Origin of the sequence: Acinetobacter sp. ANC 4654 (assembly GCF_002135425.1) — a bacterium.
Lineage (GTDB): Bacteria > Pseudomonadota > Gammaproteobacteria > Pseudomonadales > Moraxellaceae > Acinetobacter > Acinetobacter kyonggiensis.
This window is the reverse complement of sequence record NZ_NEGL01000001.1, coordinates 713,383-726,926: the sequence shown is the minus strand read 5'-3', so window position 1 is coordinate 726,926 and position 13,544 is coordinate 713,383. Positions and strand designations below refer to the sequence as shown.

Genomic DNA, 13,544 nt, shown 5'->3' with positions numbered 1-13,544 from the left:
CATGCAAGCTAAAGAACCGTGGTTTCCGAAATTTAAGCCTTATCAAGGCGACTTAGATGTAACACCTGTACAGGTGGATGAGTATTTACCTGCGGGTAAAAGTATTGTTTTAGGTTTGCAACATGCTTTTGCAATGTTTGGTGCAACGGTACTCGCACCCTTGTTGATGGGGTTTGATCCAAACCTCACCATTTTTATTACAGGAATAGGCACAATTTTATTTTTCCTCATGACGGGCGGTCGAATGCCCAGTTATTTGGGCTCAAGTTTTGCCTTTATTGGTGCAATTGCCGCAGCAACGGGCTATGCAGGTGTGGGGTCAAATCCGAATATTGGGCTTGCATTGGGGGGAACCATGGCTTGCGGTCTGGTTTATGCGGCTATTGGTTTAATTGTCATGAAAACGGGAACAGGCTGGATTGAGAAACTCATGCCACCGCTTGTGACGGGTGCGATTGTGATGATTATTGGTCTGAATCTAGCACCAATTACCATTAAAAGTGTTTCGGCAAATAGTTTTGATACTTGGATGGCTGTGGTCACGATTTTATGTATCAGTGTTGTGGCGGTCTTTACTCGTGGCATGCTGCGTCGTTTGTTGTTGCTGGTGGGGTTGTGTAGTGCTTATTTTGTCTATTTCTTACTGACCAATATCATGGGTTTTGGCAAACCGATTGATTTCTCTTTCATCTCAAATGCCGCTTGGTTTGGTCTGCCAACTTTCCATAGTCCAGTTTTTAATGCCAATGCCATGTTATTGATTGCACCTGTAGCCATTATTTTGGTGGCAGAAAACTTAGGACACTTTAAAGCAGTTTCCGCCATGACGGGTAAAAATTTATCACCGTATATGGGACGTGCATTTTTTGCCGATGGTATTTGTACCACCATGTCGGCATCGGTAGGGGGTACAGGGATGACCACTTATGCTGAAAATATTGGGGTGATGGCAGTCACCAAAGTTTATTCAACCACAATCTTTGTGGTGGCGGGTTTATTTGCTGTTTTACTGGGATTGTCCCCAAAATTTGGAGCAGTGATTAGTACCATTCCAGTGGCTTTATTGGGCGGTGCATCAATCGTGGTTTTTGGTTTGATTACGGTGGCGGGTGCTAAAATTTGGGTAGATAACAGAATTGATTTTACCAAAAACAGTACTTTAATTATTGCCGCGGTCAGCCTGATTATGGGGGCAGGTAACTTTAGCCTACATATCGGTGCATTTGATTTGGGTGGAATTGGTACGGCAACTTTAGCCGCCATAGTACTGAATCTATTTTTAAATCGGGGTGAAGATGCAATCAGTTCGGTAAGTGCAAATGCCGAAAATTCGGTAACACCCGTGGTGCATCATTAGGAGCTTATTTTGAGTCATACAATTTCATTTATCGGACTGGGTGCAATGGGCTGGCATATGGCCTCCCATCTGCCTAAACTTGGACATGAAGTTTGGGTGTGGAATAGAACACAGGCGAAGGCAGATCACCATTCTATTTGCTTCGAAACGCACTCGGTTTCATTGCAAAAAGCATTACAGGCAGATTTTATTTTTAGCTGTTTACCCACCAGTGCCGATGTTGAACAGTTGATCGCCGCACATCTGCCAAAAAAAGGCAGCATCTGGATTGATTGCACCAGTGGTGTGCCTGAGGCAGCAAAAAAAATCGGTCAACGTCTGAATAAACTAGGCGTTGAATATCTAGATGCACCCGTTTCAGGGCAAACCATCGGTGCTGAACGTGGCACCTTAACGGTGATGATTGGCGGTGATGCGCATGCTTTTGCACAAGCCAAACCCATTATTTCAGCATTTTCAGCTTTAATTGAATATGTTGGAGAAAGTGGATCGGGTTTTGCGGTAAAAGCCATTAATAATACTTTAATGGCAACGCATTTATGGGCTTTAGCGGAAGGACTGACTGTGCTGAAATCTAAAGGGGTAAATTTAACCGCTGCTTTGAATTGTATTAATCATTCCAGTGGTAAAAGTAGCATCTCTGAGAATATTATGGCGCAGCGGGTACTAAATCGTCGTTTTGATAAAACTTTTGCATTGGATTTATTACAAAAAGATATTGGTATTGCTGTCGATTTGACTCAGCAGACAGCTTTGCAGCTGCCCAGTATGCATCTTATTCAGCAACAGTTTGCCCGTATTGAGAAAAAACAGGCGAGTCAGTTAGATTTTTCTGCTGCGGTACAGAGTTTAGAACAGATGAATCAAATTGAATTGCAATAGTGATACGTCATTGCTAAATGACGTGTTGGATTAAATATTCGAACTAAGACATTTTAGACAGGCAATTTTCAAGTTGGTTTTATCTTTATTTTTGCAATTTTAAAAGGCGCTTCATGCGCCTTGTCTGTTTAAAAAAAGCATATATAAAAAATACCAGAGCATATAAACTGAATAAGTCGTTGATAAAAAATAATTAGGTTAAAAATGAAAGGACAAATATTAGATTATTCTGTTCAGAATAATGCGGGTGTGATTAGTGGTGATGACCAGAGACGTTATTCCTTTACAGGTGCAGAGTGGCGAGGGCAAACCGTTCCGAGCCGTGGTCAGATTGTTGATTTTGAAATAGATCCATCAGGGCAGGCACTGAATGTTTATGTTCTTAGCCATCCGTCAGCATTTTCGGGGCAAGTGGGTTCAAAAAATCGAATTGTTGCCGCAATTTTGGCATTCTTTGTGGGTGGTTTTGGTGTACATAAATTTTATTTAGGTCAAATTGGCTGGGGTGTTGCTTATTTACTTTTCTGCTGGACCTTTATTCCTGCATTGGTCGCTTTTATTGAATTTATAATTTATTTATGTACTTCAGATGAAGATTTTGCACGTAAATATGGCTAGTTTATTTAAAATAGAGGGTTTTGAAAGCCCTCTATTTTTATGCTTGAACAAGGCTTATTTTGCAGGTTGTCCCCATTGGTTATTTTCTGGTTTGGTATTGGATGCCCACCAAATAATGAGTGGAATAATACCAATAATGGTCAACACCAATAATTGCCACCAGCCAGAGCGACCAGTGTCATGTAGACGACGTGCCCCGACAGCTAAGCTAGGAAGTAGTAAGACAAGGCTTTGTAGGCTATCAATTAATTTTCCTGTATGTAGTATGTTATCTAGAATTCGAGCAATAATTCCAATACCGACACAAACTAGCATAAAGAACCAAAATTCTTTACGACGTGCACGTCCATCAAAAGTGACATAATTTTTTAAACATTTCACAAACCAATCAAGCATGTTGAATTGTTCTTCAGCTTTGTTCTGATCAGAAATTTTGTCTAATTGGCTAGATAGATTTTGTACAGGGTTGCTGTGACCGAGTGCTGTAAAAATTTGAATCGCGTTACCCGTATCATCGACATCAAAATCCACACGATCACCACGAGCGGGTGGGCGTTGTCCACGCCATTCTGCACCCGTAAAATTGTAGCGGTTTTGATCATCACCACTGATAATGCCTGTGTTGCTTTGGATTGAAAAATCTAAAATATTTCCTTTCATTTTAACCTCTGTGATTTTATGTTTATTAAGTTATAAATTTAGTGTTGTTATTCAACTTTATAATAGCAGAACAGTTTGAAATTTAAACTAAATATTTATTCTTAAGTTGCTGTATTTCTATTGTTTTTTATCATGTTTTTATCTTTATATTAAAAAATCCCGCATGGTGCGGGATTTTTTAAATCGTTAAATTACCAGCTTAACGCACCACCTGTTTGGTAGTCTGTTACGCGAGTTTCAAAGAAGTTTTTCTCTTTACGTAAGTCCATCATTTCTGACATCCACTGGAATGGATTGTTCACACCAGCAAATTGTTCAGGCAGACCCAGTTGTGCTAAACGACGGTTTGCAATGAACTTCAAGTATTCTTCCATCATGGCAGCATTCATACCCAATACACCGCGTGGCATGGTGTCACGTGCATATTCAATTTCAAGCATAGTGCCTTCAAGAATCATTTGAATGATTTCTTCTTGGAATTCTGCTGTCCAAAGGGCTGGGTTTTCATTCTTGATTTGGTTAATCATGTCGATACCAAAGTTCAAGTGCATCGACTCATCACGTAAAATGTATTGGAATTGCTCAGCAACACCATTCATTTTATTACGACGACCCATTGACAAAATTTGACTGAAACCACAGTAGAAGAAAATCCCTTCAAGTACGCAGTAGAATGCGATCAAGTTGCGAAGCAAAATTTGATCATTTTCAGGCGTACCCGTTTGGAAAGTTGGGTCACATAAAGATTGCGTGTACTTCAAGCCCCAAGCTGCTTTACGTGCTACTGATGGTACTTCACGGTACATGTTGAAGACTTCGCCTTCATCCATACCTAAAGATTCAATACAGTATTGGTAAGCATGGGTATGAATGGCTTCTTCAAATGCTTGACGTAAAATGTATTGGCGGCATTCAGGGTTAGTAATGTGACGGTAAATCGCCAATACCAAGTTGTTTGCAACCAATGAATCGGCAGTCGAGAAGAAACCTAAAGAACGCATAACAATGGTACGTTCATCTTCAGTTAAGCCATTTTCAGACTTCCAAAGAGCGATGTCGTGGTTCATGTTAACTTCTTGTGGCATCCAGTGGTTTGCACAACCATCTAGATATTTCTGCCAAGCCCATTCGTATTTGAATGGTACAAGTTGGTTCAAATCTGCACGACAGTTGATCATGGCTTTATCATCAACTTGTACACGCTGTGCGCCCATTTCAAGCTCTTCTAAGCCCGGTGCAACATCAAGGGATTCTAAGGCAGCAGATGCTCTTGCCAGTGAATCGGTTGAATGTTTTGTTCCACCTTTACGGGTTGCAGCGGGTTGTGCAGTTGCCACATCCGACGATGTGTTGTGTGCATCAGATACCATCTGCGTATTAACCGCTTTTTGCGGGTCGATGGACGCAGACTTGCGTTCAGGTGCAGCCGGTTTTTGCGAATCATCTTCGAAATCGTCCCAACTTAGGATAGACATATCAATTCTCTCTTCGTTGCTTATATCTGTTTTCGGACATCTCACAAACGAAGATGTCTACTATACGCTTATTCTGTGTAAGCAAAATCAAGTTTTGTCGATGAGTGCTCTTGTTTTGTCCATAAAGAGCAATATCCCCATTACTTATTTTGCTTACGCTGTTGTTTACGGATGGCTAAAAATGCATAGCCCATCGGTACATAAAAGACAATAAAGGCAAAGACCAGAACTGCGAGTCCTAACATGTAGTTATGAGTCATATGTTGCATGGTCTTTTCCTTTATTTATATTTTAATCTCCCTAAATCTCTCTTTGAGAAAGAGGGACTTTTCCCTCCTTTTTAAAGGAGGGCTAGGGAGGATTTTTTCAACTCACCAAATTATTGACAAGCTTCACAATCAGGATTATCGATTGAACATGCAAGTGGCACTGGTGCCGCTTGAGCAAAATCATCTTCAGTTACTGCTTCAGGTTTTTTCGCAACTTCGGCAACAGGTGCGCTAGTTACGACAGGAGCGCCCATGTTTGATTTAACTGCGTTCAATGCACCCGTATTAATGGTTGATTTTTCAGCAGAAGTTGCGCCTAAAGCTCGGAGGTAATAGGTGGTTTTAAGACCGCGTAACCATGCCATTTTGTAGGTCATGTCCAATTTCTTACCATTAGCACCCGAGATGTAAAGGTTAAGCGATTGTGCTTGATCAATCCATTTTTGACGACGTGATGCAGCATCCACAATCCAACGTGGCTCAACTTCAAATGCAGTCGCGAAGATGGCTTTAAGCTCTTCAGGAATACGCGCAATTTTCTGAACAGAACCTTCGAAGTGTTTCAGGTCATTGACCATCACAGAATCCCAAAGACCACGATCTTTTAACGCACGTACTAAGTACGGGTTAATCACTGTGAATTCGCCAGAAAGGTTCGATTTCACATACAGATTTTGGAATGTTGGCTCGATTGATTGTGAAACACCACAAATGTTCGAAATGGTTGCCGTTGGCGCAATTGCCATCACATTCGAGTTACGCATACCGTCTTTTTGAACTTTATTACGTAAAGTATCCCAATCCAAACGTTGTGTACGATCTACTTCGAACATGCGTTCTGGGCGTGATTTTGCAACCAAGTCTAAAGAGTCGATTGGCAAGATACCTTGATCCCAAAGTGATCCTTTAAATGTCTCATACGTACCACGTTCAACAGCCAAATCACTTGAAGTTGTAATCGCGTAGTAGCTAATCACTTCCATTGATTCATCGGCAAACTCAACTGCGGCATCAGAACCATACGCCAAGTTCATTTCATATAGTGCATCTTGGAAGCCCATGATGCCCATACCGACTGGACGGTGTTTCAAGTTTGAAGTACGCGCTTGCGGAACTGCGTAATAGTTGATGTCAATCACGTTGTCGAGCATGCGAACGGCAGTTTTTACTGTGCGAGCAAGTTTTTCACGGTCAAGTACACCACCTTTAACGTGTTGCACAAGGTTGATTGAACCTAAGTTACACACCGCAATTTCGTCTTCATTGGTGTTTAACGTAATTTCTGTACACAAGTTAGATGAATGCACGACGCCCACGTGTTGTTGTGGTGAACGTAAGTTACATACGTCTTTGAATGTGATCCACGGATGACCCGTTTCAAACAACATCGACAGCATTTTGCGCCACAAATCTTTTGCACGAATCACTTTGTGCAACATGTTGGTTTCTTTCGCAATGCCTTCATAGTAAGCATAGCGTTCAGCGAATTCTACGCCCATCAAATCATGCAGATCTGGGGTTTCAGAAGGTGTGAACAACGTCCATTCAGCATCTTCAAAGACACGTTGCATGAACAAGTCTGGAACCCAGTTTGCAGTGTTCATGTCATGCGTACGACGACGGTCATCACCTGTGTTTTTACGTAGCTCTAGGAATTCTTCGATATCCAAATGCCAAGTTTCAAGGTAAGCACACACCGCACCTTTACGTTTACCACCTTGGTTAACCGCAACAGCAGTATCGTTGGCAACTTTTAGGAATGGTACAACACCTTGTGATTTACCATTTGTGCCTTTGATGTATGAGTTCAATGCACGAACAGGTGTCCAGTCATTGCCCAAACCGCCTGCCCATTTAGACAACATTGCGTTATCACGCATTGCGCCATAAATGTTGTACAGGTCATCACCAATGGTGGTTAAGTAACAGCTAGACAATTGTGGACGTAAAGTCCCCGAGTTGAATAGGGTCGGTGTAGATGCCATGTAGTCGAAGCTAGACAATAAGTTATAGAACTCAATCGCACGATCTTCACGGTTTTCTTCATTCAGCGTTAAACCCATGGATACGCGCATGAAGAACAATTGTGGTAGTTCAAAACGCACGCCATCTGAATGGATAAAGTAACGGTCAAATAAAGTTTGTAGACCTAGGTAGGTAAATTGGTTTGAACGTTCTGGTTGAATCGCTGCTGCCAATTTAACAAGGTCAAAGTTCAGTAGTTCAGGCGATAAAAGATCAAGCTCAATCCCTTTCTTTAAGAAGGTTTCTAAAGCCGCATTTTCTAAAGTATCTGTAGCTAGACCTAAAAACTCTAAACCTGTTGCAACCAAGTTGTCACGTAGTAAACGTGCAGTCACATAAGTATAGTTTGGTTCTTGTTCAATACGGGTACGTGTCGCCATCATCATGGTGGTTGAGATGTCAGACTCTTTTACGCCGTTATATAGGTTCTTAATGGTTTCATCGATGATCGCTTGAACATCAATGCCTTCTAAGCCTTCAGCCGCTTTTTCTATATGTGCTTTTAGCGCACCTAGGTCAAGGGGTTGCAGTTGACCATTTGCAGCAGTCACTTGTAAGGTTGGGTGATGATGTGCACCGGTTTGTTTACGTGCTTCAGAACGCTGCTCACGGTAGATGACATACGCACGGGCAACTTTTTGTTCACCTGTACGCATAAGCGCCAGCTCAACTTGATCTTGAACTTCTTCAATGTGAATGGTGCCGCCTGATGGTAAACGACGGTTAAACGTATTCATGACCATTTCAGTCAATTGCTCTATACGATCATGAATGCGGCTTGAATCAGCGCTTTGTTGACCTTCTACAGCCAAAAATGCTTTACCGATCGCGACAGAAATTTTTTCTGCATCAAAAGCGGCAACATCACCGGTGCGTTTAATCACCTGAAGTTGACCAGGGATTGAAGTGATTATGCTCATGTTGGCATAGCTCCATTGTCATCTATTGTTATGTGTGGACCATTTGAACTGGACGATAAATCGCCTCAGTGTTTGAGGGTTAAACACAAGAACTAGTGGTTTAAAATCGAATTGAACACAAGATACGGGAAAATTCAGGGTAGATCAATATTGACATTTTAGTAAAAATTTTTCTAATGCCTTGCAATATTCCTTTGCAAAAAAATCCCTATTTTTATGTTTCTGGTATAAGTCTTATGAGACAAGGATATAGCATAGCAAAGCTAAAAAAATGTGCTTATAGATAACATTGTGGATAACTTCAAAAGAGCAGGATTAATTGGTTTAATCAGTCATATTCTGAACAAGAGGTGAAACCGTGCACAAAAAGATCATTTTGTAACAAAATATATTGTAAATTAAGCTGTATGAGTAACATATTTTTAAAAGTTTAATAAATTCAACACTTAATAAAAATATAACAAAAAACTACTTTGATGTATCAGTTTGGTGAATGCTATCTTGTTTACAATGTAAACGTGTGTATATTGCTGGATATGTTGAAGCGTATCCTTTGGATTTTTAAGGATACCTTAATCCATATAAAGGGGCATTTTATGAGCCAAGAAGAAAAGTTACCAAAAATTTTAATCGTTGAAGACGATGAGCGTCTTGCGCGTTTGACTCAAGAATACCTTATCCGTAATGGATTGGAAGTTGGGGTAGAACCTGATGGTAATCGTGCAATCCGTCGCATCATTGCAGAGCAACCGGATATGGTCGTGCTTGATGTGATGCTTCCTGGTGCTGATGGTTTGACCATTTGTCGCGAAGTTCGTCCACATTATCATCAACCTATTTTGATGTTGACTGCACGTACTGAAGATATGGACCAAGTTTTGGGTCTAGAAATGGGTGCAGATGACTATGTGGCAAAACCTGTTCAACCGCGTGTTCTTTTAGCACGTATTCGTGCCTTGCTGCGTCGTACAGATAAAACACCTGAAGATGAAGTAGCTCAACGCATTGAATTTGATGACCTTGTTATTGATAATGGTGGTCGTTCAGTCACTTTAAATGGTGAGTTGGTTGATTTCACCAGTGCTGAATATGATTTGTTATGGTTGCTGGCTTCAAATGCAGGGCGTATTTTATCGCGTGAAGACATTTTTGAGCGTCTACGCGGTATTGAATATGATGGTCAAGACCGTTCAATTGATGTGCGTATTTCACGTATTCGTCCAAAAATTGGTGATGATCCTGAAAATCCAAAACGTATTAAAACAGTACGTAGTAAAGGTTATTTATTCGTTAAAGAGACCAATGGTCTTTAATGTTTGCCCTTAATTTTATAGGACAGCCGCGTGTTTAAACACAGTATATTCTTGCGTATTTATGCAGGATTAGTGATTTTAGTGGCATTGGTTGCTGTATTTGGCTACCTATTGGTACAAATTATCAACTATCAGCGCGCACAAGAATATCGTGAATCTTTGACCGATGGTGTGTCTTATATCATTAGTGAGGGAATCTCAAGACAGCCCAATGAGCAGCAGAAACGCGATTGGATTTCTGATGCGTCCGACTTACTTGAACTTCCCATTTATTATGTGGATTCAAGTAAAGTCGATTTGTCGCGTACCGAGCAAAAAAGAATTGATAACCGTAAAGCTGCGGTGCGTTATGATGCAGAAAACTCGATTGCTTATATTATTATTGGCTTGCGAGATGATCCTAAACATTTGCTTTATATTAAAGTAGATAAAATAGGGGAGCGCCAAATGAAGGCGTTGCCTATTTTTATTTTAGATTATCTGGTGTATTACCCAGGACAAGAAAAAGAATATCTTGCAAAAATTCAGTCGAATTTTTCCTATCCGATTCAAATTGAAAAAGTTCAAAATTTACCGCTTGATTCTGAACAAATCGGTCGACTTCGATTGGATCACAGTATTATTTTATACCGTGATAATGCCACCGTGCGCGGCACCACGATTTCTATTGTTTCCCCAATGCCAAGCTCGCCTTCTGAGGTGCTGGTTTTAGGTCCTGTACCGCTCTTTAATTGGATGCCTTTTCAGCTCGCGGCAGGTATTACCTTACTTAGCCTATTCGTATTGAGTTTAGGTGTGTATGGCTTGCTGGTGCCTATGCAGCGTCGTTTACGTGAAGTGAATTATGCATTACATCGGATGAAATCTGGTGACATGACATTACGTTTACCAGTTGATGGTACGGATGAAATGGCAAGTTTAGCGATCAATTACAATAGTATGTCTGATCATATTCAGCGTTTGATTGAGGCGCAGCGTGAATTGATGCGTGCAGTTTCGCATGAGCTTAGAACGCCTGTGGCACGTATCCGGTTTGGTATGGAAATGCTCGCAGAAGAGGATGATTACGACTACCGTCTACAGCAAGTTGATATGATTGATAAGGATATTGAGGCACTCAATACTTTGATTGATGAAATCATGACCTATGCAAAATTAGAACAGGGCACGCCTTCTTTAGATTTTGAAAAAATTGTTTTGTTTGAAGTATTAGATCAAGTAATTGTTGAAACTGAGGCATTGAAAACGCAAAAAGAAATTGAACTGCTGCCTCTTCCGATTAATTTGGTTGTGGATGCAGAACGTCGTTACCTACACCGTGTGGTGCAAAACTTAGTGGGGAACGCGGTTCGTTACTGCGATCATAAAGTGATTGTGAGTGGTGGCATAGATGATGCAGGAATGGCCTATGTTCAAGTTGAGGATGATGGGGCGGGTGTGCCAGAAGAAGAGCGTCAGCGGATTTTTGAGGCTTTTGCCCGTTTAGATGATAGCCGAACTCGGGCATCGGGTGGTTATGGTTTGGGTCTATCTATTGTGAGTCGGATTGCGTATTGGTTTGGTGGTAAAATAGCCGTCGATCAAAGTCCTATTTTGGGCGGGGCGCGTTTTACTATGTCATGGCCTGCACGACGATTTAATCGAGCCAAAAATAAAATGAATATGACAAAAAACGATATAGAGTCTTAAATACGATAAAAGCACCGATTTCGGTGCTTTTTATATTGCGTTATTCGTGGCTGGTGGGGTCGGGTTCAATGAGTTTTTTGCCTTGTTTAAGATTTTCTAGGGCATCAGCATTGAAGTCGAGAAGCAAAGAATTGTTTTTGGGATCTATGGCGTAACGGCTAATGAGTTTTTGATCACCGTTTAAGGTCTCTACTTTGTATTCATCGGCAATATGTAGAATGGCATCCAGATTGGTGGTTGCAGAAGCAAAGTCTTGGCGGAAAAGTTCGTAAATATCACGAAGGTCAAAAATGGCATTTTGGGCATCTGGATGTTTTTCAATATAGCCTTCCACATGATGCACCAATAATTGTGCAAAGAAAAAATAATCAGGTTGGTGTGTGTATTCTAAGCTCATGTGTTTGTTCCTTATTCTTTGTTCTAGAGTTGCCTATAGGAATAGCATAAATAGGGGGCAGAGAGCATTAGGAGATGCATGCGAGTTGCAAAAAAACACACAAAATATGTATTCGATAATTTATGTATTGGGCAATTATGGTCATGCCTTTTTATATCAGTCACAGAGTTTAAAAAATTACATTAAAAGCATTTTTATGTTTTTTCAGCATAATGAGCAAAATTTTGCTGTTATGAAAAGTCTGTAATAAAAATGATTTGGGTTGGTATGGCTTACTCTTTGGTACAGCACATAAATATTTGATCATTTGCGCCTGATGATAAAGCCTATGCTATAAGCGAATGATGTGGTGATTAAAATTTTACTCTAAAAAGATAAAGGTCGATTTAATGGATTTGAAAAAAATAATCACTTTTCTTTTTTTGATTTGATAAAGCGATTGCTTGGGAAGTAATGGGGCTTAAGCTTTGAAAAAAATGCAAAATGATTAAAATATCATCCAAAAGACTAAGGCTGATAAGCTAGCAAGTGAAATCATAAATCAGGTACAATTGGCGGGATTAATTTTGTGTTTGGTGTATTTGAAGGCCAATACATACATTCTTTGTTAATAAATTAGGCCTGCCAGGAGTTATCCCCGCATGAGTGCCATTACTCCATACGATTGGGCAATTATTGCCTTCGTGATCGGCGTTACATTTCTTTGCGTCTTTATGCTCACAGTTCCTTTACTCCTTGGGGGTAAGTCATGGGGCCGTGCGAAGCAAGAGCAATTTGAGTCAGGTGTGGTAGGTGCTGGTGGAGCACGCATCCGCTTGTCTGCTAAATTCTATTTGGTTGCAATTTTCTTTGTAGTCTTCGACCTAGAAGCACTTTATCTTTACGCATGGGCAACATCGGTTCGTGAAGTCGGTTGGTTTGGTTTTACCACTGTGGTGATTTTTGTTGTCGACTTGTTGATTGCTTTAATTTATGCAATTTCTGTCGGTGCTTTAAATTGGGCACCAGTAGATCGTCGCAAATCAGCAGGTATACCACTGAAAATTGGTTCGCCAAATATGAATCTTGCGGATATTACTCGCTTTAATTCTATCGAAGAGTTGGTAATGGACCCTACAGGTCAAATTCCAGCTCAATCTTCTGGTCGTGTGAAAGCAAAAACACCGGCTACATCATCTATTAAGGAGTAACTCGGGATGAAATACACATTAACCCGTGCGAATCCGGATGCTGATCAATATCCACTTCAAGAGCGTCAGATTGTTGCCGATCCGCTTGAAGAAGAAGTGAATAAAAATGTATTCATGACTCGTTTAGAGGACGTGGTACATACAGCTGTAAACTGGGGCCGTAAAAATTCGGTATGGCCTTTTAACTTTGGTACATCGTGCTGTTACGTAGAATATGCAACAACCTTAACGGGTGTGCATGATATGTCACGTTTCGGTGCCGAAGTTATTCGTGCTTCACCGCGTCAGGCGGATTTAATGATCGTTGCAGGGACTTGCTTCGTGAAAATGGCACCTGTAATTCAGCGTTTATATGAGCAAATGTTAGAGCCTAAATGGGTGATTTCAATGGGTGCTTGTGCAAACTCTGGTGGTATGTATGACATCTATTCAGTTGTACAAGGTGTGGATAAAATCATTCCTGTCGATGTGTACATCCCAGGTTGCCCACCGCGTCCTGAAGCATTATTGCAAGCATTAATGTTGTTGCAAGACCAAATTCAACTTGAGCGCCGTCCACTTTCAGCGGTGATTGGTGATGATCTTCAGCCAGTATATAAGCCAAAGATGCAGCCAGAACGTGACCGTAAGAATGCTGAACGTATTGCAGTGAAAAACTTACGCTCTATGGATGAAATTAAATAATTTTAACGATGAAATATTGATGCACCCGATCTGGGTGTAATTGTCGTTAAAGTTGACTGAATTTG

Annotated in this window: 12 protein-coding genes; 7 read left to right on the top strand and 5 right to left on the bottom strand. The window is 40.8% G+C overall.

What is annotated here, in order from left to right:
- The first annotated feature begins 1 nt into the window (after position 1).
- The 3 genes from rutG (at position 2) to B9T24_RS16775 (ending at position 2,857) form a co-directional block, all read left to right on the top strand.
- Positions 2-1,357 carry a pyrimidine utilization transport protein G gene (rutG, locus tag B9T24_RS03485; RefSeq protein ID WP_086164494.1) on the top strand — a complete coding sequence of 452 codons (1,356 nt, stop codon included), beginning with the start codon at positions 2-4 and terminating at the stop codon, positions 1,355-1,357.
- A gap of 9 nt (positions 1,358-1,366) precedes the next feature.
- The gene (locus B9T24_RS03480) at positions 1,367-2,239 is read left to right on the top strand and encodes an NAD(P)-dependent oxidoreductase (protein ID WP_086164493.1); all 873 of its coding nucleotides are present in this window, start codon (positions 1,367-1,369) and stop codon (positions 2,237-2,239) included.
- A 204-nt stretch (positions 2,240-2,443) separates the two neighbouring features.
- Positions 2,444-2,857, top strand: a complete 414-nt coding sequence (locus tag B9T24_RS16775; protein WP_143223729.1) for a TM2 domain-containing protein — start codon at positions 2,444-2,446, stop codon at positions 2,855-2,857.
- A 54-nt stretch (positions 2,858-2,911) separates the two neighbouring features.
- Here the strand turns inward: B9T24_RS16775 and B9T24_RS03470 are convergent, their stop codons facing one another.
- The 4 genes from B9T24_RS03470 to B9T24_RS03455 all read right to left on the bottom strand — a co-directional run bounded on the left by B9T24_RS03470 (position 2,912) and on the right by B9T24_RS03455 (position 8,206).
- Positions 2,912-3,517, bottom strand: coding sequence for a DUF805 domain-containing protein (locus B9T24_RS03470; protein ID WP_086164492.1), 606 nt, complete (start codon positions 3,515-3,517; stop codon positions 2,912-2,914).
- A 191-nt stretch (positions 3,518-3,708) separates the two neighbouring features.
- Positions 3,709-4,992 (bottom strand): ribonucleotide-diphosphate reductase subunit beta, encoded by a 1,284-nt coding sequence (locus B9T24_RS03465; protein ID WP_086164491.1) that lies wholly within the window; start codon positions 4,990-4,992, stop codon positions 3,709-3,711.
- Positions 4,993-5,132: 140 nt separating this feature from the next.
- Entirely contained in the window at positions 5,133-5,261 is a 129-nt protein-coding gene (locus tag B9T24_RS03460; RefSeq protein WP_074945964.1) for a preprotein translocase subunit YajC, read from the bottom strand.
- Between the two features lie 110 nt (positions 5,262-5,371).
- Positions 5,372-8,206, bottom strand: a complete 2,835-nt coding sequence (locus B9T24_RS03455; RefSeq protein WP_086164490.1) for a ribonucleoside-diphosphate reductase subunit alpha — start codon at positions 8,204-8,206, stop codon at positions 5,372-5,374.
- A 596-nt stretch (positions 8,207-8,802) separates the two neighbouring features.
- On the opposite strand from B9T24_RS03455, the gene bfmR reads away from it, so the two are divergent.
- Entirely contained in the window at positions 8,803-9,519 is a 717-nt protein-coding gene (bfmR, locus tag B9T24_RS03450) for a response regulator transcription factor BfmR (protein ID WP_004651027.1), read from the top strand.
- A 30-nt stretch (positions 9,520-9,549) separates the two neighbouring features.
- The gene (gene bfmS / locus B9T24_RS03445; protein WP_086164489.1) at positions 9,550-11,208 is read left to right on the top strand and encodes a sensor histidine kinase BfmS; all 1,659 of its coding nucleotides are present in this window, start codon (positions 9,550-9,552) and stop codon (positions 11,206-11,208) included.
- Positions 11,209-11,248: 40 nt separating this feature from the next.
- On the opposite strand, the gene B9T24_RS03440 is transcribed toward bfmS, so the two are convergent.
- Entirely contained in the window at positions 11,249-11,605 is a 357-nt protein-coding gene (locus tag B9T24_RS03440; protein ID WP_086164488.1) for a hypothetical protein, read from the bottom strand.
- A 641-nt stretch (positions 11,606-12,246) separates the two neighbouring features.
- Here B9T24_RS03440 and ndhC point away from each other — a divergent pair.
- Both ndhC and B9T24_RS03430 read left to right on the top strand, forming a co-directional pair.
- Entirely contained in the window at positions 12,247-12,795 is a 549-nt protein-coding gene (ndhC, locus tag B9T24_RS03435; RefSeq protein WP_086164487.1) for an NADH-quinone oxidoreductase subunit A, read from the top strand.
- A gap of 6 nt (positions 12,796-12,801) precedes the next feature.
- The gene (locus B9T24_RS03430; RefSeq protein ID WP_074945961.1) at positions 12,802-13,479 is read left to right on the top strand and encodes a NuoB/complex I 20 kDa subunit family protein; all 678 of its coding nucleotides are present in this window, start codon (positions 12,802-12,804) and stop codon (positions 13,477-13,479) included.
- Positions 13,480-13,544 lie beyond the last annotated feature (65 nt).

Bases quoted from the DNA above. Each gene is read 5' to 3' on its own strand.
- B9T24_RS03440 (WP_086164488.1), bottom strand. From the start codon at position 11,605: ATGAGCTTAGAATACACACACCAACCTGATTATTTTTTCTTTGCACAA.
- ndhC (WP_086164487.1), top strand. From the start codon at position 12,247: ATGAGTGCCATTACTCCATACGATTGGGCAATTATTGCCTTCGTGATC.
- B9T24_RS03465 (WP_086164491.1), bottom strand. From the start codon at position 4,992: ATGTCTATCCTAAGTTGGGACGATTTCGAAGATGATTCGCAAAAACCG.
- B9T24_RS03460 (WP_074945964.1), bottom strand. From the start codon at position 5,261: ATGCAACATATGACTCATAACTACATGTTAGGACTCGCAGTTCTGGTC.
- B9T24_RS03470 (WP_086164492.1), bottom strand. From the start codon at position 3,517: ATGAAAGGAAATATTTTAGATTTTTCAATCCAAAGCAACACAGGCATT.
- B9T24_RS16775 (WP_143223729.1), top strand. From the start codon at position 2,444: ATGAAAGGACAAATATTAGATTATTCTGTTCAGAATAATGCGGGTGTG.
- B9T24_RS03430 (WP_074945961.1), top strand. From the start codon at position 12,802: ATGAAATACACATTAACCCGTGCGAATCCGGATGCTGATCAATATCCA.
- bfmR (WP_004651027.1), top strand. From the start codon at position 8,803: ATGAGCCAAGAAGAAAAGTTACCAAAAATTTTAATCGTTGAAGACGAT.
- B9T24_RS03455 (WP_086164490.1), bottom strand. From the start codon at position 8,206: ATGAGCATAATCACTTCAATCCCTGGTCAACTTCAGGTGATTAAACGC.
- rutG (WP_086164494.1), top strand. From the start codon at position 2: ATGCAAGCTAAAGAACCGTGGTTTCCGAAATTTAAGCCTTATCAAGGC.